Consider the following 18,258-nt stretch of genomic DNA (forward strand, 5'->3'; position numbering starts at 1 on the left):
GACGACACGGCCTACAGGCCCGCCGGACCCGGACGGCCCACGGCCGCCGGGCGGGCCGCCGCGAGGCCCGCGAGAAGGCCCGCGCCCACCGTGACCGGGGTGAAGCTCAGCGCATTGCCCAGACAGGCCACCACCGCGAGCGCCGTGAGGGCCGCCCCCGCGCTCACCGCCACCGCCGTGGAACGGGGCGAGCGCCACAGCCCGTACAGCAGCCACCCGAAGACGGCGGCCAACAGCGCCAGGCCCACCACCCCCTGCTCGGCCGTCTGCTGCAACACCGCCGAGTGCGGCTTGCCGTCCGTGACCGCCGACTGCTGGGCGGTGACGCTCAGCTCGCCGAAGCGGCCGGGGCCCACCCCCCGTACCGGTTCCGCCCCGGCCACGGCCGCCGCCTCCTGCCACAGCGCCATCCGGTGGCCCGTCAGCTGGCCCTCCAGCGACGCGGACAGCCCCTCCGGCAGCGCGTCCTTGGCCACCCCCCACGACAGCGCCACCGCCGCCGCGGCGGCCAGCGCCAGCGCGATCAGCGCGACCGCCCGCCGCCGTGTCCGCGCCGCCGCGAGCGAACAGAGCAGTACGCCCGCGGACCCGGCGAAACCCGCCACCGACCCCAGTACGAGCGCCGTGCAGGTCACGGCGAGCGCCAGCGCCCACAGCAGCGGCCGGGAGCCCCGCCCCCGGGCCGCCGAAGCGGCGCAGCAGGCCGAGCCCGCGCCGAGCACCAGCAGCGCCGCGGTCGCCCCCGCGTCACCGGGGACGACACCCCCCGCCGGATACGCGCCGGGCACCTCCTGCGGCGACACCACGGCGAGCCCGGTCGCGGTCAGCGCCGCCGCGCAGGCGACGGCGACCGGCCGCAGCGTGCCCGCGATCCGGCCACCGGCGTACCCGGCGGCTACGGCGAACACCGCGAGCAGCACCCCCTCGGGCCGGGCGTCCCGCCCGGCCGCGCTGATCAGGGACCAGACGGCGCACGCGGCGAGGACGATCACCCCGATCACCCCGACCGCGCCACTCCCGCCGTCGCCTTCCCGCGCCTCCGACCGCTCGCCCTCGCGCTCCTCCGACCGCTCGCCTTCCCGCGCCTCCGACCGCTCCCGCGCTCGGGCCTCCGACCGCTCCCGCTCGCGCTCCGCGACCGCCGCGTACTCGTTCGGCACAGCCATTCCGTTGACCACCGCCCCCCGACCCCTGACGGACCCCGTCGTTCCCATCCCCGACCTGGGGCGACGGCAAGACTGTCGCACACGGTAACGGCAGAGCAACCCGCTTGTGGACGGATTGCGAGGGAATGCCGGGCCGAGCCCGCCGCCGCCCCGCGCCGACCGGCGGATCGCGCGGATATCCCGGACATGTCCCCGAGCGGTGCCCGCGCCACCGCTCGCCGTAGACTCCGGCGAGTGAGCGCCACCATCACCGCCGTAGACGCCCCTGACTCCGCACGCCCCGCGAGCGGATCACCGCTGCGGCGGCTCATCAGGCCCGGGGCCGCCGCCCTCGCCGGAGTCCTGCTCTTTCTGAGCTTCCCGCCCCGGCCCCTGTGGTGGCTGGCGGTCCCCGCCTTCGCCCTCCTCGGCTGGTGTCTGCACGGACGGCGGCCACGGCATGCCTTCGGCCTCGGCTACCTCGCCGGCCTCGGCTTTCTGCTGCCCCTCCTCAGCTGGACGGGCGAGGAGGTCGGCCCGGTTCCCTGGATCGCGCTGGCGGCCGTCGAGGCGCTGTTCATCGCGTTCGCCGCGGTGGGCATCGCCCTGGTCACCCGGCTGCCGCTGTGGCCGGTCTTCGGCGCGGCCGGCTGGATCCTCGGCGAAGCGGCCCGCGCCAGGGTCCCCTTCGGCGGCTTCCCCTGGGGGAAGATCGCCTTCGGCCAGGCCGACGGTCTCTTTCTGCCGCTCGCGGCGGTCGGCGGCACACCCGTGCTCGGCTTCGCCGTCGTCCTGACCGGTTTCGGCCTGTACGAGACCGTCCGGCGCGTCCTCGCATACCGGAGCACCGGCGAGCTGCCCCGGGGTCCGCTGGCCGCCGCGCTGCTCGCCGTGCTCGTGCCGGTGACGGCCGCGTTCGCCGCGCTGCCGCTGGTCGACGGCTCCGCCGAGGACGGCACCGCGACCGTCGCCGCGATCCAGGGCAATGTGCCCCGCCTCGGGCTCGACTTCAACGCCCAGCGCCGCGCCGTCCTGGACAACCACGCGCGCCGTACCGAGCAGCTGGCCGCCGATGTGAAGGCGGGCAAGGAGCCCCAGCCCGATTTCGTGCTCTGGCCCGAGAATTCGTCCGACCTCGACCCCTACCGGAACGCCGACGCCCGGCTCGTCATCGACGACGCCGTGAAGGCGATCGGCGTCCCGGTCGTCGTCGGCGCGGTGCTCAGCCCCGACACCGGGAAGCTGCGCAACACCCTCATCGAGTGGGACCCGGAGCGCGGCCCCGTCGACACCTACGACAAGCGCCATGTGCAGCCCTTCGGCGAGTACATCCCGATGCGTTCGGTCGTACGCCTCTTCAGCTCCGACGTCGACCGGGTGAGCCGCGACTTCGGACCCGGCGACGAGGTCGGCGTCTTCGATCTCGCGGGCACCAAGGTGGGGCTGGTCACCTGCTACGAGGCCGCCTTCGACGACATGGCCCGTGACACGGTCACCGAGGGGGCCCAGCTGATCTCCGTCCCCAGCAACAACGCCACCTTCGGCCGCAGTGAGATGACGTATCAGCAGCTCGCGATGTCGCGGGTGCGCGCGGTCGAGCACAGCCGGTCCGTCGTGGTCCCCGTCACCAGCGGGGTGAGCGCCGTGATCATGCCGGACGGGAAGGTCGTGCGGAAGACGGCGATGTTCACCCCGGACGCGCTGGTCGCCGAGGTCCCGCTGCGCTCCTCGCTCACTCCGGCGACCCGGCTCGGCGTCTGGCCGGAGATCGCGCTGCTGCTGGTCGCGGCGGGAGGGCTCGGGCAGGTGGCCGCCGGGGCCGTACGCGCGCGCCGTGAGCGGGCCGCAGGTTAAAGGGATGACCGTCCCTGTGGTGACGGTCCGTTAGGGTCGAAGCCATGGCGACTCCTGAGTTCATCCGCGCGATCCGGGCCACGGCCGGCCATCAGCTTCTTCTGCTCCCCGGGGTCAGCGCGGTCGTCTTCGACGACGAGGGGCGGCTGCTGCTGGGCAGACGGGCCGACGACGGGGTGTGGGCGATCATCGGAGGCATCCCCGAGCCGGGCGAGGAGCCGGCGGCGACCGCCGTGCGCGAGGTGTACGAGGAGACCGCGGTGCGCTGTGTCGCCGAGCGGGTGGTGCTGGTCCAGGGGCTGCCGAGGGCGGTCACCTACCCCAATGGCGATCGCTGCCAGTACATGGACATCTGCTTCCGCTGCCGTGCGGTCGGCGGGGAGCCGCGGGTCAACGACGATGAGTCCCTGGAGGTGGGGTGGTTCGCGTTGGACGCGCTGCCCGAGGTGAACGAGTTCTCCCGCTTCCGTATCGAGCGGGCGCTCGCCGAGGGGCCGACCTGGTTCCGGCCGGCCCCCGAGGGCCTCACCGTCCCGGCCCCCGCCGGGTGATCCGGGTCCGCCGGGTCGGCCCCCGGACCCGCCGCCGGGTCGACCGCGCCGCGTCAGTGCCAGTGCCGTTGTCAACCAAGGGTTGACACCCATGCCCGTCAACCTTAAGTTGACGGGCATGGAGAATCCCGTGCAGATGACGAATCCCGTCCGTCTCGACGAGCTGATCGAGGCCGTCAAGAAGGTCCACACCGGTGCCCTGGAGCAGCTCAGTGGCGCGGTCATCGCCGCCGACCACCTCGGCGAGGTGGCCGACCATCTGATCGGCCACTTCGTGGACCAGGCCCGGCGCTCGGGCGCGTCCTGGTCGGAGATCGGCCAGAGCATGGGCGTGACCCGGCAGGCGGCCCAGAAGCGCTTCGTGCCGAAGGGCGGCGCGCAGGACCTCGATCCCAGTCAGGGCTTCAGCCGGTTCACCGCGCGCGCCAAGAATGTGATCATGGCCGCGCAGAACGAGGCCCACGCGGCGCGCAACGACACGATCACGCCCGCACATCTCACGCTGGGGCTGCTGACCGAGCGCGAGTCGCTCGCCGCGAGGGCGATCCTGGCGCAGAACCTTCTGCTGGACGTCGTCCGGCAGGCGGCGACCGACGCGCTGCCCCCGGCGGCCGACGAGACGCCGGAGCTCGTGCCGTTCGACGCCGGCGCCCGCAAGGCGCTGGAGCTGACCTATCGCGAGGCGCTCCGGCTGGGGCACAACTACATCGGCACCGAGCACGTCCTGCTGGCGCTGCTCGAACAGGAGGGCGGTACGGGGGTGTTCGCCGGTCTCGGAGTGAGCAAGGAGGCCGTCGAGGCGTACATCGTGGAAGCCGTGGCCGCCGCGCTCGCCGCCAGGGAGGACGAGGCCTAGGGCCAGGGCTGAGGCGGAAGGATCATGGCGGCCCCGGTCCAGGGGGGACCGAGGCCGCCGGGTGGGCAGTCCGCAGGGGCTCGGAGCTGCCCGGGGCGGAGCGCCGTGGAGCGACGCGAGGAGGAAGGCGTCTGGTCCCGGACTCCGGTCTGGGGGTGGGCGGCGGCCTATCGCGCCCGCAGCGGCCCGCCGCCGGTCGCCGCGGCACCGCGCCGGAGCGGTACGGGCCCTGACCGCTCATCGCGGCGGTGAGCGCCGGGCGGGGCGGCGCGGGGGAGCGGATGCATGGGCGAGCGCTGCCGACTTTCTTGCGGGGCGTGGGCCGGCCGGGGTGTCCGGGGATCCCCGGACATGGGAGAAGTAAATATATATACCGTCTGGTAAGCAAGGGTATGAAAAAATTCATACACCTCCCGTGCGCGCCGGTCAGTCCTCCAGAAAGAAATCGTGCAGCTCAGCGGCCTGCTCATACCCTTCGAGCCGTGACTGGGTGCGCTGCGGCGCGGCGTCCGCCATCGCCTGGAGGAGGGCCGCCGACAGCACCCCGGGCGCGGCGTAGGAGTCGAAGACGAGCCGTGATCCCGTGGCGGCGCTCAGGGTGACGTCGGCTTCGTCCGTCAGTGGGCCGAGCGCGAGATCGGTGATCAGGGCGACCTTCAGCCCGGTGCTGCGGGCCGCCCGGATCGCCGCCAGGTTCTCCTTGGCGTGCCGGGGCATCGCGAAGGCCAGCACCCAGCTCCCGCCGGCCTCCCGGGACTGGAACAGTGCGTCATAGGCGACGCTGCCGCCACGGGTCACCGTCCGTACGTCCGGGTGGATCCGCCGCGCCGCGTAGGAGAAGTACTCCGCGAGCGACGCCGAGATCCGCAGTCCGAGGACGGTCAGGGGCGTCGAGCGGGCCAGCTCCCGGCCGAGCTCCAGCACCCGGCCGGTGTCGGCGAGCCCCCGGCGCAGCTGCTCCAGATTCTCGATCTCGGCGTCCACAGCGGCCTGGAGCTCATTGCGCCGGCTCTCGCCGTCCGTGCCCGGCGCCAAGGGGGCGGCGGCGGAGAGCGCGATCGGCTGGAGGGCCTCCCGCAGCGCCGGATATCCGCTGAAGCCGACGGATGAGGCGAAGCGCGTGACCGAGGGCTGGCTGACGCCCGCCCGCTCCGCGAGATCGGTGATCGACAGAAACGCGGCCTCGGTGAGGTGGTCGGTGATGTACTGCGCGATGCGCCGCTGGCCCGGCGAGAGCCGGTGGCCGCCGAAGAGGGCGAGCACCCGGTCGGTGGGGGCCGGCTCCGTGCCGGGAGACGGTCTTCCCGGTGTGATCGCGGACGCCTGTGCGCGTGCCTGCTGATCTGATGCCACCGGTGTCACTCCTTCTCGTCCCGCTGCCGATCAACATAGCCCAGGAGCCTTCCCCGGGTGGGCGCGTCGGCCGGCTCCCGGCGTCGTCTCGGATGCCGGACGCCCGGGGTCGTACGGCGGGCCGGCGCTGACCGGCTTGCAAGAGAACCATCGTTCTCCTAGAGTGGCGGTCATGAGGAGAACGATCGTTCTCCTCATGACGCGCCAAGGAGACGCCCATGTCCGTGAAGCCCCCCGTCCCTCCGTTCACCAGGGAGTCGGCCCGGGAGAAGGTCCGGCTCGCCGAGGACGGCTGGAACAGCCGCGCCCCCGAGAAGGTCGCCCTCGCCTACACCGACGACTCCCGCTGGCGCAACCGCGCCGAATGGATCACCGGCCGAGAGGAGATCGTCGCCTTCCTCACCCGCAAATGGGCGCGAGAGCTCGACTACCGCCTGATCAAAGAGCTCTGGGCCCATGACGGTCACCGCATCGCCGTGCGCTTCGCCTATGAGTGGCACGACGACTCGGGCAACTGGTACCGCTCCTACGGCAACGAGAACTGGGAGTTCGACGACCACGGCCTGATGCGCGTGCGGTACGCCTGCATCAACGACAGCCCCATCGAGGAGTCCGAGCGCCGCTTCCACTGGCCGCTCGGCCGCCGCCCCGACGATCACCCGGGCCTGACCGCTCTCGGCTTCTGACCTCGGTTTCTGACCTCGGTTTCTGACCCCGGCTTCCGACCTCGGCCTCCGACCTCGGCCTCCGGCCTCGGTTTCCGGCCTCGGTCTCTGACGGAGGCGCGCGCCTTCTCCGCCGCTTCCGGCGGAGATGCGCGCCGTGGCGGCCGGGGAGCATCCTTGGCTGTGTGAGCTGGTACGCCGCGACCGGGCGCACCCCGCCCCCCGGGCCGCCGAAGCGCGGGGCGGCGCCCGGCGCGCCGCAGGGCGGCAGGCGGGCGCCGGGTGAGCTGGAGCTGGTGCTCGCCCAGTCGGCCGTGAGCGCGATCGAAGCGGCCGGCGGCTATGCGGGCGGGGTCTATCTGCGCTCCGGCACCGAGGGACGGCTGCGGCTGGCGGTGCTCGCGGGTCTGCCCGTCATGCTCTTCCGCCCCTGGTGGCGGATGCATGTGAACCGCCCCTTCCCGGTCGCCGAGGCCCATCGCACGGGACGCGCCATCCATCTCGCGGACGCCGAGGACTCCATGCGCCGCTTCCCCCAGCTGATGGCGGGGCTGCCCTTCCCGTTCAGTTCGCTCTACGTCCCGGTCGTCAGCGGGCGGGAGAAGTTCGGGGTCCTGACGGTGCTGCGCCGGGCGGGCGCGGGACTGCCGGTCGCGGACGGCGACCGCCACCGGATGTACAGCGCCGCCCGGCGGCTCGGCGGCGCGCTGAGCGTGCTCAGCGGCCGGGGGGTCGCGGTGGAGTGGGACCGCGAGCCGCTGCCCGTGCAGCTGCCCGCCGCCAGTGAGCCCCCGGTGCGGCTGGGCGGCTTCGACTGGGACCTCGCGACCGGGAACGTCGCCGCCGACGACGGGATGTGCGCGATCCTCGGCATCGCTCCGGAGGAGTTCGGCGGCACGGTCGAGGCGCTCACCCGGGGGCTGGCCGATGAGGACGTCCTCGGCCTGTGGGCGCTCGCCCGGCAGGCCGCCGACGACGGCCCCCCGGCAACCCGGCGGATCCGGCTGCGCGGCCCGGACGGCCGCCCCTGGCTGATGGAGCTCACCCGCCGCCCGACCGGTCCGCCGGGCGCGGACCGGCCGGGCCTGCTCAGCGGGTTCGCCCTGGATATGGGCGCGGGTCCGATCATCTCCGAGGCCACCGACCGCATCCCGCGCGGCTTTCTCTCGCTCGACCGGCTCGGCAGGATCGTCTATCTCAACCAGAGCGCGGAGACGGTCGTCGGCCGGGCCCGGACCGAACTCGCGGGCCGGGTGCTGTGGGAGGCGCTGCCCTGGTTCGGACAGCCCTCGTACGAGGACTGCTTCCGGGCCGCGCTGATCTCCCACACGCCCGTCCGCTTCGTGGCCGCGCACCGGGACGACGACTGGCTTCTGGTCTCTCTCTTCCCCGGCCACGACGGAGTGACCGTCATCCTCACCCCCTCGGACGAGCCGCCGCCCGACCGCGGTCTCGCCGACGGGTTCGCCCAGGGCGGCGCTCAGGGCGGCACCGAGGGCGCGGGCTCCGGCGCCCCGTCCGGCCGGCCCTCCGCCCTCTACCGCCCGGTCGCCCTCGCCATCGCGCTCACCGAGGCCGTGACCGCCCGTCAGGTCTCCGCCGTGGTCACCGAGGAGCTGCTGCCCGCCTTCGGCGGCGGCCAGCTGGCGATCTATCTGCTGCACGAGAGACATCTCTTCCTCGCCTGGGAGACCGGCTTCCCCCAGGGCTTCCTCGACCGTTTCGACGGGGCCGCGCTGGACGCCCGGCTGCCCGGGGTGGAAACCCTCACCTCCGGCCGTCCGCTGTTCTTCGAGTCGATGGGGCATCTGGCCGCCGCCTACCCGGGCATCCCGCTCGACGCCCATGTGGGCGCGCGGGCGTTTCTGCCGCTGATCGCCTCCGGCCGGCCCGTGGGCTCCTGCATCCTCGGCTTCGACCAGCCGCGCCGCTTCACCGCCGAGGAGCGCGCGGTGCTCACCGCGCTCGCCGGGCTGATCGCCCAGGCGCTGGAGCGGGCCCAGCGCTACGACACCGAGGCCGCTCTCGCCCGGGGGCTCCAGGACGCGCTGCTGCCCCACCGGCTGCCCGTGCTGCGGAACGCCGAGACCATCGGCCGCTATCTGCCCGGCACCCAGGGCATGGACGTCGGCGGCGACTGGTACGACGTCGTGCAGACCGGCGAAAGCCTCGCCCTGGTCATCGGGGACGTCCAGGGCCACGGCGTCGCCGCCGCGGCCACCATGGGCCAGCTGCGCAGCGCGGTGCGGGCCTTCGCGCTGAGTGGGCACGATCCGCAGGAGGTGATGAGCGGCACCAACCGGCTGCTGATCGACCTCGACCCGGGCCAGTTCGCCAGCTGCTGCTACATCGTCGTCGACCCGGCGACCGGCCGTACCCAGGCGGTCCGGGCCGGGCATCCCCAGCCCCTGCTGCGCCATCCGGACGGCGAGACCGAGGTCCTCGATCTGGCGGGCGGGGTCGTCCTGGGCGTGGACCCGGCGGCCGGCTATCCCGTCACGGCGCTGGACCTGGAGTCCGGCGCGGTGCTGGCCCTGTACACCGACGGTCTGGTGGAGCAGCCGGGCAGCGACATCGACGTCGGCGTCGAGCGGCTGCGCGCCGCGCTCGCCGAGTGCGGCGCGTCCCCGTTGCGGGTGACGGCCGACCGGCTGATCCGCGAGGCCGGGCAGGCGGCGGACCGGCCCGACGACATCGCGCTGCTGCTGGCGTCCCGCTGGGGGTGAGCCCCGCCGGGGAAGCCGTTCCGGCGGTGGGCCGGGGGCGTACGACCGTACGCTGTGCGCCCCCGGCTCGCCCCGGGTCAGCGCTTGCGCAGGGTCAGGTCGGTGCTGTCGGCGTTGAGGATGACGGGGAACGGGACGAAGCCGTTCGAGGAGTCCAGATGGATCAGGGTCGCCTCGCCGCGTGCGGTGCCCGGGGTCAGCGGACGGAGCCCGCGCGCGGTCTCACGCCAGGTGTGCACCCGGTCGTCGCAGGTCGCCTGGAGGCCGTCGATCTCGGCGCGGGCATCGCCCTGGGCGGCGTGGGAGCCGATGAGGACCGGGCCCGAGCGCGAGCGCAGTGATGAGCACCGATAGGTGCCGCTGAGGGTGATGGCGCCGTCCTGGGCGATCCGTCCCGTGGGCGCGATGGTGATGGTGTCCGGGGCGAATTGCGCACTGGCGGAGCCGGAGACCAGACCGGCGGTGAGTGCGGCGGCGATGCAGACCGAGGAAATGAGGGTGGTGCGTCGTGCGTTGATCATGCTCCCCCAACGAGGGAGTGAGGCCGAGGTTGCGCATGTCCATGCGAACGGGTGACCTAGCTTCTATTCTGATTGCCGGCCGGTCGAGGTAGCGGTGGTGGATGGTTCAACGAGGTAATTCGTTCGTTATGGCTGGATCCCGTCCGATCGGTCGTGTCGCGCTTCCGGAAGGCGTCCCGAATCCCCGGGGAGCAACCCAGGTTGGCATATGCCAGCTCCTGGCGAGTTCCCCGCCGCAGCCCCCATTAACCGCCCGATCAGTTACTCGGACGAGTGTTTTCCCTCTCACTTGATCGTGAGTAGGGTGAGGTCGCGCTCTTGGTGATCCACGGGGATCCGGCCTGATTCGGCCTGGCGTGAATGCCTGCGGATGGTGTCGTGTCGTCCGGGGAACGGGGGAGGGGATCGTGCCTGCTGATTCGTTCGATGGACAGTACGTCTGGCATCCGGCCGCGGACGACCACCGGCTCGCCCGCGCATGCATCGACGTCAAAGCCGGCCGCTACTTCAGCGCGCAGGAGGTACTCCGCGAGGCCCGCGGCGATTTCGACATCCGCGCCCACCGGTCGCTGGTGCTGGCGTCCGAGGCGGCCGACTCGGACCTCGCCGAACGCTGGCTCGGCGAGGACCCGGGACCCGAGTCCACCCTGCTGTGGGCCCGCGTGGCGATGCTCCGCGCGCTGCGCGCGGCCGACGCGCACGACCCGCACACCGGCACCCTGGCCGACATCGCCGGCGCGGCCTGCGAGCGGGCCGCCAGAATGCTGCCCGACGACCCCACCCCCTGGGTCGCCCAACTGGCCCTCGCCCGCATCCGCAGACCGCTCGACCCCGCCCCGCAGGGCCTGCTGACCGCGCCCCCCGGCCCCTGGCGGCTCTTCTCCCGCGTCATCGGACTCGACCCCTGGAACCGCGAGGCGCACCACCGGTTCCTCGCGTTCTTCTTCACCCGGTACGGAGGCACCGCGAGCGCCCGCTGGGACGTCGCCTCCTTTCTCAGCCACCGGGCCCCCGCCTCCTCGCCGCTGCGACTGCTGCCGCTCGTCGCCCTGGCCGAGGAGTACGACCCCGCCTCGCTGCTCGCCTACCGGGCCTGGCGGCAGCCGCAGTGGGTGACGACCGCGGCCGGGAGCTACACCAACTGGTTTCCCCTGCTGCCGCAGTACCGGTACACCCCCGTCCTGGATCTGTCCTATCTCGCCCATGCCCTGTACATGGGCAGACGCGAACTCGAAGCGCGTGAGGTCCTCACCGCGATGGGGCCCTATGCGTCGCGTATGCCCTGGAGCGTCTTCGGCGCCCCCGATGAACAGCTGACCAAAGCGCGACGCGCCTGCGGACTTCCGATCCCCGAATCCCACTGACCCCGCAGCCCGCCTCGCCGGAGATAAAAGGAAAGGATGCACTGATGTCCGAGCGTGCGACTGTCCCCCGGCCGAGAAGAAGCCATAGCGGCGACGAAGCCATAGCCATCGACGATGACGCGACACTGCACGCCATGGGATATCCGAGAAAGCTCACCCGGAGATTCCGCGGGTTCGACAACTTCGCCATCTCCTTCACCATCATCAATATCATCTCGGGTATTTTCTCTGCCTTTGGCTTCGGAATGGGCGCGGGCGGGCCGCTGATTCTCGTCTTCGGCTGGATCGGGGTATCCGTCATGGTGCTGTTCGTCGGCGCCGCGATGGGGGAGATCGCCTCCGCCTACCCGACCAGCGGAGCGCTCTATTTCTCCGCCGGGAAACTCGCCAGACGCCATCGAGGCGCCTGGTCCTGGTACACCGGCTGGCTCAACTTCGTCGGCCAGATCGGGGGCACGGCCGCCACCGGCTACGCCGCCGCCACCTTCATCCAGGCCTTCATCGTCATGCAGTGGCCCGGCTACACGGTCACCGGCCAGAGCACGGTCACCATCATCACGGTGATCCTCCTGCTCCAGGCGCTCGCCAACACCTACACCGTCCAGCTGGTCGCCACCCTCAACCGGATCTCCGTGTGGTGGCTGCTGATCGGAATGACGGTCATCGTGCTCAGCCTCGTTCTGATCCCGACACACCATCAGTCGCCGTCCTTCGCCACGCATTTCGTGAACGGCACCGGGTTCAGCAATGCGATCTACGCCGCGATGCTCGGACTGCTGGTCACCAGTTGGACGTTCACCGGCTTCGACGGCAGTTTCCACATGTCCGAGGAGACCGTGAAGGCGACGGTCAACACCCCCAAGGGCATCATGCGGGCCATCGGCTACTCCGCCGCCGCCGGACTGATCCTTATGCTCGCCCTGGTGTATGCGATCCGCGATTACTCGGCTACGGCGAGTGCGTCCGCGCCCCCGGTGCAGATTCTCATTGACGCGCTCGGCACGGGCACCGCCAAGCTGCTCCTGCTCATCGTGATCGGTGCGATGCTGTTCTGCGGGCTCGCCAACATGACCAGCAATACCCGGCAGATCTTCGCCTTCGCCCGCGATGGCGCGATGCCCGGTTCACGGCTGTGGCATTCGGTGTCCCCGCGCACCCGCACACCCGTCAAAGCGGTCTGGCTGGCGGCGGCCTGCTCCTTCGTGCTGATCACTCCCGCATGGTGGTCGCACACCGCTTTCACCGCGATTGTGAGCGTCAACGTCGTCGGGCTCTATCTCGCCTACGGCGTCCCGATCCTGCTCCGGCTGCGCCTCGGCGACGAGTTCCAGCCCGGCCCCTGGCACCTCGGCCGCTGGAGCAGGCCCATCGCGCTGACCGCCGTCGTCTGGATCGCGTTCAGCAGTGTGCTGTTCATGCTGCCGCACGCCTCCCCGATCACCCCGACCACCTTCAACTACGCCCCCATCGCGCTCGGCGCGGTCCTCCTCATCGCCACCGCCTGGTGGTTCGCGACCGCCCGGCGGCGCTTCCAGGGCCCCGTCAGCTACGGCAGCCCCGACGAGGTCGCCGCCATGGACCTGGTCTGACGAGAGCGCGCCCCGTACCCCGCACCCTCCGCAGAAAGGACGCACCGCTCATGAACAACCCTCTCGCCCAGGAGACGGCGGCAGGACTCACCGTCGCCCGAGCCTCGCTGGAGGAGTGGCGACAGGTGGCCGAATGGGCCGCGGCCGAGGGCTGGAACCCCGGCGACGGCGATGTCGGCTGCTTCCACCCCACCGACCCCGACGGCTTCTTCATCGGCCGCCTCGGCGGCGAACCCGTCTCCGCCGTCTCCATCGTCGCCTACTCGGACCGGTACGCCTTTCTCGGCTTCTATCTGGTCCGCCCCGATCTGCGCGGGCAGGGCCTGGGGATCGCCACCTGGCGAGCGGCCTTCCCGCACGCCGGGGACCGGCTCATCGGCCTCGACGCGGTCCCCGCGCAGCAGGCCAACTACCAGCGCTCCGGCTTCACTCCGGCGTACGGCACCGTCCGCTACGGCGGGCGGCCCCTGCGCGGCGGCTCCCCGGACGCGGGGACCGTGCCCGCCGCGCCGGAGCACCTGGGCGCGATCGCCGCGTACGACCGCGACTGCTTCCCCGCCGACCGCGGCGAATTCGTCGCCCGCTGGCTGGCCGCGCCGGGGCACACCGCCCGTGTCCGGCTGCGCGACGGGCGCGTCACCGGCTACGGGGTGATCCGGCCGGGCCGTGACGCCCACCGGATCGGTCCGCTCTTCGCCGACACCGTCCAGGACGCCGAGGCGCTCTTCGACGGTCTGACCGCGCACCTCGGCCCCGAGGACACCGTGGCCCTCGATGTGCCCGAGCCGCAGCGGGAGGCCGCGGCGCTGGCCGTCGCCCGCGGGCTGACCGCCCAGTTCCCCACCGTGCGCATGTACACCGGCCCGGCTCCCGAGGTCCGCGCCGAACGCGTCTTCGGGGTCACCACGCTCGAACTCGGCTAGCGTCCGGCGGGCTACGGTACGGGCTACGGGGAGGCGGCCGGAGGCTCCGGCGGCGGGGCGACGCTGCCCTCGGTGCCGTAGCCCGCCGAGGGCGGCTGCTGCGGAGGCGGAGGCGGCGGGGTGGTGCCGCCCTGGGGCGGGGGCGGCACGGCGGGCGTGGAATCGGCCGTGGGCGCCGGTGTCGTCGCCCCCCCGGGCGTCGTGGTGGCGGGGGTCGGGCCCGGGGTGGTGGCGCCCGGTGACGTCGGCCCCGTCGGCTTCGAGGGACCCGGGGACTTCCCGGGGGACACCGTTCCGCCGGGCGAGGACCCCGGCGGGCAGGTGACGCCCGCGGGAGGCGGCGTCGAGGCGCACGGCGCGAGCGGATCGTGCGAGGGCGGTGCCGTCGGTGTGTCCTTGGCGGCCGAATCGCCCGGGGGCCGCGTGAACCACACGCCCTTCTTGCCGTCGTAGACCACGAACTCCTTCATCGGCTCCTTCGCGGGCGCGATGTACACCACGGCCGCCGGGTCGTACCCGGGCCAGGGGTTGCCCACATGCTTCACCTCGCCCTTCAGCTCGCCGGGCGGAAGCAGCGGATTGCCGCACGCGCACCGCACCGTGGGCACGCCGAGGTCGTTCACGAGCACGGCCGTACCGGCCTGGAGCACGGCCTGATAGGAGGTGGCGGCGCCGTTCTGGTAGCCGTGGTTGGTCACCCGGGTGTCCAGCCGCAGCTGAAGCGGTGTCAGCTTGCGCAGATATCCGGGCACGTCGCCGGGAGCGATGCCCAGCACGGACGCGAACGCCTGGTTCTTCGGCGCGTCGCCCGTCAGATAGCTGATCTGCCGCTCCACATCGCAGCTGGCGGCGGACTGGGTGCCGCCGTACAGGCCGGCTGTGGAGCCCGACACCTCACGGGCCGCGTACGTCTCCGTCGGAGCGGGGCCCGGCGGCTGCGCCGACTGTCCCTCGACGGTGCTGGCCTGCGCGGTCGACGGCGTATACGGATCCGGTCCCGGATCCGCCGCCGCCTGGAGAAACACCTCGCTCTGCGCGCCCGAGCCGCCCGGGCGGGTGAGAACGACCGCGAGCACCACGGCCACGACCACGCCCGCGGCGATCAGCGCGACCTTGGGAACCGAACGCCACCAGGGGGCTCCGCCGCCCGGTTCCGGGGTCCCGCCCGGACCGCCCGCACCGCCCACGTCGCCCGTCCCGCCCGGACCCGCCGGACCACCCGGACCGCCCGGCCCGTCGCCCGTCCCGCCTGGCTCGCTCGGCCTGCTCGGCCGGTCCGGCGGCGGCGGCACGGACGCGCGGTCGGGCCTGCCCGAGAGCGGGCCGGACGGGGGACCGGTGGGGCGTTCGGACGAAGGAGGTTCGGCGCTCATGGGCTCTTCTTCCCACGGTGAAGAACAGAAGTGATATATCAGGCATATCTCCGGCCATTGTGTGCCCCGGACTCCGGCACTCCGCAAGCGGGCGCATCCGGCCCCGCCCGGCGCGCGGAGCCGCCCCGGGCTGCATAGCGTGGCAGCGTGAGCCGGCCCGGAACCCAGCACGGAACCCAGCACCGCGAGCCGGCCGCACCTGCTCCGCACGGCTGGGTCCAGGCCGCGACGGCCGTGGCCGCCGCCCTGGCCGCGCTCCTCGCCACCGCCGCGCTCGGAGTCTGGGCGGCCGGCGCCGCGGACCTGCCCGACGGCGCGTTCCCCCGGGTGGTCGCGGCCGTCGTCGTCCTGGCCGTCGGCGGATCCGTCGAACTCTCCGGCGACGCCGGACTTCTCGGAGGCGCGACGGCGGAACTCGATGTGCTGCCCCTGTCCGTGACCCTCGCCGGAGCCCTCACCCTCGCCGCGGGCTTTCTCCGCCCGCTCAGACACCGGGCCGTCGCCACCGTCCGGGAGCTCGCCGGCTGGGCCGCCCGGATCGCCCTTCTCTGGGCCCTCGCGCTGATCGCCCTCGCCGCCTTCGCCCGGCACGACTTCACCGTCTCCCCCGGCGGCACGCTCTCCGACATCGGACAACTGCTCGACACCGCCCCCCGGGCGGGCTTCGCCGCACAGCCGCCGCTCACCGTCGTCGTCGGCCTGCTCTGGCTCGCGGGCGTGCTGCTGCTGGCCCTGGCCGTCTCGCGCGGCGCACCGCTGCCCGCCGCCCTGGTGCGCTTCCACGAACCCGTACGGCCCGCCGCGTACGCCATGGTCGCCCTGCTGCTCCTCTGGGTCGCGGCGGGCGTGATCGGCGGACTGATCGCCGCGGCGACCCGCGGCAGACCCGCCGAGACCCTCGCCGTCATCCTGCTCGGGCTGCCCAACCTCGTCTGGCTCGCGTACACCATCGGCCTCGGAGCCACCTGGGACGGCAGGGTCCAGGGCCCCTTCGGACTCCCCGTGCCCCGCCTGCTCGACCTGGTGCTGCGCACCCCCGAGGGCGGAACCCTCGATCTGGGTTCCCTCGCCGCGCACGACGGCCGCGTCTGGTGGCTGCTGGTCGCCGCCGCGCTGCTGACGCTGGGGGCCGGCTTCCTCATGGCCGTACGCTCACCCGCCCGGATCCCGCCCTGGCGGCACGCCGTCCAACTGGCCGTGGCCCTCGTCCTCACCGTGCTGATGATCTGTCTGACCGTCTCCGTGCGCGCCCACTACGGACTCTCCCTGTTCGGCATCGGGGACCTCGGCGGCGGGCTCTCCGCCGAGGTCTCGCTGACCCCGCGGATCTGGTCCGCGCTGGGGCTCGCCGCGCTCTGGGGACTGGCCGCCGGATTCCTCGGCGCGCTGCTCGCCCGGCCCGTCCACCGGCGCGGCGGGACGGAGCGTGCCGGGAGCCGTTGAGAGGTCAGCGGCGGCGGAAGACCGGACGCGCCCATTCGGGTGGCTCCGGCGGCGGGCCCGGATGGCCGGCCCCGGCCGCGATCGCGGTGTCGACCCGGGTGACCGGGCCGGCCGCCGCCGGGAGCCCCGTTGCCGGGAGCCCCGGCGCCGCCGCCGCCCGCAGCGCCGCCACAAAGGCCCCGCAGGACGCGTACCGGTCGTCCGGCTGTTTCGCGAGCGCCTTCGCCAGCACGGCGTCCGCCTCGGGCGGAAGATCGGGGCGGGAGTTCGTCAGCGGCGGGGGCGCGTCGAACTGATGGGCCCACAGCAGCGCCATGTCGTCGTCCCGCTCGAAGGGCGGGGCGCCGGCGAGCATCTCATGGACGACACAGGCGAAGCCGTACACATCGCAGCGGCCGTCCACCGGCCGCCCGGAGATCTGCTCCGGAGCCACATAGTCGAGGGTGCCGACGAACTGGCCCACCGTGGTGAAGCCGGTCAGCGACAGCGACTTCTTCGTCAGCCCGAAGTCGGTGAGATACGCGTGCTCGGGATGGTCGGGGTCGGTTCCCTCGGCGATCAGGATGTTCCCCGGTTTGACGTCCCGGTGCACCAGGTCGTGGCTGTGCGCGGCGTCGAGCGCGGACGCGACCTGTGCGGCGATCCGGCCCGCGACGGCGAAGGGGAGCGGGCCCTCCCGGTTGAGCAGGGCGCGCAGATCCTGGCCCGCCACATAGCGCATGGCGATGTAGAGCAGGCCCTCGGTCTCGCCCGCCTCGAAGACCGGCACGATATGGGGGTGGTCGATGGCCGCGGCCACCCTGGACTCATGGGTGAACCGCTTGCGGAAGGTGTCGTTGCGGGCGAGCTCGGGGGCGAGGAGCTTGAGGGCCACGGTGCGGTCCAGCCGCAGATCCCGGGCGCGGTAGACCACGGCCATGCCCCCGCGGCCGATCTCGGCCTCGACCAGATAGCCCGCGATCCGCTTCCCGATCAGATCGGCCTGCCGGCCGGCGGGCAGCGGGGCGTCGTGCGGCCCGTCCGCCATCAGGAGTCACCCGGCCGCGCGGTCTCCTCGGGCCCCGCGGTCCGGGTCGGCTCGTCCCGGTATCCGGCCTCGCCCGGCGCCGGGGCCCGCCGCTTGCGGGAATCGTCCGGGCGGACGTCCGCCCGCCCCGCCGGAGCCGCGGGCAGCGTCAGTCCGGGACCGGCCGGACCGCTCGTGGCCGCTGTCCGCGCCGGGACGGGTTCCACCCGCCGGGTCGCGCCGGGACCGCTGTCCGCGCCGGGACCGGGGGACGCGACGGTGCCGGCGGTGTCCGCCGGCGGTACGGGGTCGGTACGGGCCCCGGTATCCGGCGGCGGTACGGGGCCGGTGGACGCCGAGGCGCCCGGCGGGTGCGCCGGGCCGGTGTACGCCGAAGTGCCCGGTACGGCTCCGGGGTCGCCGCCGCTGTACGCCGGTGGGCCCGGCGGACCGTCCGGCGGTGCCGTACGGGTGGGCTCGGGGTCGCCCAGCGGCGTCCTGGGGGTGGTCGGCGGGGGCGGGGGCGGCGGAACACTGGGCGCGGGCTCCGGAGCGGCCGGAGCGGTGGGAGTGACGGCCGGAGTGGTGGGAGTCGCCGGAGCGACGGCCGGAGTGGTGGGAGTCGCCGGAGCCGGCTGTGGCGGCGCGGTCTGCGGGGCGGACGGAGGCACTGAAGCCGGCCCCGGCCCCTGCCCCGAGGCCGGAGCGGCGGCCCCGCCGGCGCCCCCGGTATCGGTATCCGCCGCCGGGGGATCGGGCGCCGTCGAACCCCCCGACGAGCCCCCCGGCACCGCGTAGGTGGTGACGCTCCTCCCGTCCCCGTACACCCAGCGCTCGTGCTCCGCGTCGAACAGCCACACCGACTCGCCGTCCACCACCGCCCCCACCC

At 73.3% G+C, this 18,258-nt stretch carries 14 protein-coding genes and 1 pseudogene; 9 read left to right on the forward strand and 6 right to left on the reverse strand.

Features of this window, described 5'->3' with window-relative positions:
- Nucleotides 1-11: 11 nt before the first annotated feature.
- Nucleotides 12-1,166: an O-antigen ligase family protein gene (locus FF041_RS07480; RefSeq protein WP_153521562.1), complete on the reverse strand. Its 1,155-nt coding sequence runs from the start codon at nucleotides 1,164-1,166 to the stop codon at nucleotides 12-14.
- A 234-nt stretch (nucleotides 1,167-1,400) separates the two neighbouring features.
- On the opposite strand from FF041_RS07480, the gene lnt reads away from it, so the two are divergent.
- The 3 genes from lnt to FF041_RS07495 all read left to right on the forward strand — a co-directional run bounded on the left by lnt (nucleotide 1,401) and on the right by FF041_RS07495 (nucleotide 4,406).
- Nucleotides 1,401-2,999 (forward strand): apolipoprotein N-acyltransferase, encoded by a 1,599-nt coding sequence (lnt, locus tag FF041_RS07485; RefSeq protein ID WP_323391412.1) that lies wholly within the window; start codon nucleotides 1,401-1,403, stop codon nucleotides 2,997-2,999.
- Nucleotides 3,000-3,043: 44 nt separating this feature from the next.
- Complete coding sequence (locus FF041_RS07490) at nucleotides 3,044-3,550, forward strand: NUDIX hydrolase (protein WP_153481302.1); 507 nt, start codon at nucleotides 3,044-3,046, stop codon at nucleotides 3,548-3,550.
- A gap of 136 nt (nucleotides 3,551-3,686) precedes the next feature.
- Nucleotides 3,687-4,406 carry a Clp protease N-terminal domain-containing protein gene (locus FF041_RS07495; protein WP_153521592.1) on the forward strand — a complete coding sequence of 240 codons (720 nt, stop codon included), beginning with the start codon at nucleotides 3,687-3,689 and terminating at the stop codon, nucleotides 4,404-4,406.
- A gap of 426 nt (nucleotides 4,407-4,832) precedes the next feature.
- Here FF041_RS07495 and FF041_RS07500 read toward each other — a convergent pair whose 3' ends face one another.
- Complete coding sequence (locus FF041_RS07500) at nucleotides 4,833-5,759, reverse strand: MurR/RpiR family transcriptional regulator (RefSeq protein ID WP_323391413.1); 927 nt, start codon at nucleotides 5,757-5,759, stop codon at nucleotides 4,833-4,835.
- Between the two features lie 218 nt (nucleotides 5,760-5,977).
- Here FF041_RS07500 and FF041_RS07505 point away from each other — a divergent pair, with 218 nt between their 5' ends.
- Both FF041_RS07505 and FF041_RS07510 read left to right on the forward strand, forming a co-directional pair.
- Nucleotides 5,978-6,445: a nuclear transport factor 2 family protein gene (locus tag FF041_RS07505; protein ID WP_153481304.1), complete on the forward strand. Its 468-nt coding sequence runs from the start codon at nucleotides 5,978-5,980 to the stop codon at nucleotides 6,443-6,445.
- A gap of 164 nt (nucleotides 6,446-6,609) precedes the next feature.
- The gene (locus FF041_RS07510) at nucleotides 6,610-9,150 is read left to right on the forward strand and encodes a SpoIIE family protein phosphatase (RefSeq protein WP_323391414.1); all 2,541 of its coding nucleotides are present in this window, start codon (nucleotides 6,610-6,612) and stop codon (nucleotides 9,148-9,150) included.
- Nucleotides 9,151-9,227: 77 nt separating this feature from the next.
- Here FF041_RS07510 and FF041_RS07515 read toward each other — a convergent pair whose 3' ends face one another.
- Complete coding sequence (locus FF041_RS07515) at nucleotides 9,228-9,671, reverse strand: DUF6299 family protein (RefSeq protein WP_153521564.1); 444 nt, start codon at nucleotides 9,669-9,671, stop codon at nucleotides 9,228-9,230.
- A gap of 407 nt (nucleotides 9,672-10,078) precedes the next feature.
- Between FF041_RS07515 and FF041_RS07520 the strand changes: the two genes are divergently transcribed.
- The 3 genes from FF041_RS07520 to FF041_RS07530 are packed head-to-tail and all read left to right on the forward strand — an operon-like array spanning nucleotide 10,079 to nucleotide 13,547.
- On the forward strand, nucleotides 10,079-11,035 hold the full coding sequence (locus FF041_RS07520) for a hypothetical protein (RefSeq protein WP_323371164.1): 957 nt from the start codon (nucleotides 10,079-10,081) through the stop codon (nucleotides 11,033-11,035).
- A gap of 44 nt (nucleotides 11,036-11,079) precedes the next feature.
- A complete protein-coding gene (locus tag FF041_RS07525) occupies nucleotides 11,080-12,624 on the forward strand; it encodes an amino acid permease (protein WP_153481308.1) in 1,545 nt (514 codons plus the stop codon).
- Between the two features lie 50 nt (nucleotides 12,625-12,674).
- Nucleotides 12,675-13,547 carry a GNAT family N-acetyltransferase gene (locus FF041_RS07530; protein WP_153521565.1) on the forward strand — a complete coding sequence of 291 codons (873 nt, stop codon included), beginning with the start codon at nucleotides 12,675-12,677 and terminating at the stop codon, nucleotides 13,545-13,547.
- A 23-nt stretch (nucleotides 13,548-13,570) separates the two neighbouring features.
- On the opposite strand, the gene FF041_RS07535 is transcribed toward FF041_RS07530, so the two are convergent.
- Nucleotides 13,571-14,920, reverse strand: a complete 1,350-nt coding sequence (locus FF041_RS07535; protein WP_153521566.1) for a DUF6777 domain-containing protein — start codon at nucleotides 14,918-14,920, stop codon at nucleotides 13,571-13,573.
- Nucleotides 14,921-15,067: 147 nt separating this feature from the next.
- Here FF041_RS07535 and FF041_RS07540 point away from each other — a divergent pair, with 147 nt between their 5' ends.
- Nucleotides 15,068-16,363 carry a streptophobe family protein gene (locus FF041_RS07540; protein ID WP_153521567.1) on the forward strand — a complete coding sequence of 432 codons (1,296 nt, stop codon included), beginning with the start codon at nucleotides 15,068-15,070 and terminating at the stop codon, nucleotides 16,361-16,363.
- A 4-nt stretch (nucleotides 16,364-16,367) separates the two neighbouring features.
- Here FF041_RS07540 and FF041_RS07545 read toward each other — a convergent pair whose 3' ends face one another.
- Together FF041_RS07545 and FF041_RS07550 are read right to left on the reverse strand one after the other, a co-directional pair.
- Entirely contained in the window at nucleotides 16,368-17,390 is a 1,023-nt protein-coding gene (locus FF041_RS07545) for a serine/threonine-protein kinase (RefSeq protein WP_153521568.1), read from the reverse strand.
- A pseudogene (locus FF041_RS07550) lies at nucleotides 17,390-18,258 on the reverse strand (hypothetical protein); the annotation flags it as partial. The gene FF041_RS07545 and the pseudogene FF041_RS07550, both read right to left, overlap by 1 nt.

It is taken from the genome of Streptomyces jumonjinensis (genome assembly GCF_009600885.1).
GTDB classification, from domain to species: Bacteria; Actinomycetota; Actinomycetes; order Streptomycetales; family Streptomycetaceae; genus Streptomyces; species Streptomyces jumonjinensis.

What these genes read in the sequence shown, in the direction of transcription:
- FF041_RS07480 (WP_153521562.1), bottom strand. Translation starts at nt 1,166, where the DNA reads ATGGCTGTGCCGAACGAGTACGCGGCGGTCGCGGAGCGCGAGCGGGAG.
- FF041_RS07490 (WP_153481302.1), top strand. Translation starts at nt 3,044, where the DNA reads ATGGCGACTCCTGAGTTCATCCGCGCGATCCGGGCCACGGCCGGCCAT.
- FF041_RS07495 (WP_153521592.1), top strand. Translation starts at nt 3,687, where the DNA reads ATGACGAATCCCGTCCGTCTCGACGAGCTGATCGAGGCCGTCAAGAAG.
- FF041_RS07505 (WP_153481304.1), top strand. Translation starts at nt 5,978, where the DNA reads ATGTCCGTGAAGCCCCCCGTCCCTCCGTTCACCAGGGAGTCGGCCCGG.
- FF041_RS07515 (WP_153521564.1), bottom strand. Translation starts at nt 9,671, where the DNA reads ATGATCAACGCACGACGCACCACCCTCATTTCCTCGGTCTGCATCGCC.
- FF041_RS07525 (WP_153481308.1), top strand. Translation starts at nt 11,080, where the DNA reads ATGTCCGAGCGTGCGACTGTCCCCCGGCCGAGAAGAAGCCATAGCGGC.
- FF041_RS07530 (WP_153521565.1), top strand. Translation starts at nt 12,675, where the DNA reads ATGAACAACCCTCTCGCCCAGGAGACGGCGGCAGGACTCACCGTCGCC.
- FF041_RS07535 (WP_153521566.1), bottom strand. Translation starts at nt 14,920, where the DNA reads ATGAGCGCCGAACCTCCTTCGTCCGAACGCCCCACCGGTCCCCCGTCC.
- FF041_RS07545 (WP_153521568.1), bottom strand. Translation starts at nt 17,390, where the DNA reads ATGGCGGACGGGCCGCACGACGCCCCGCTGCCCGCCGGCCGGCAGGCC.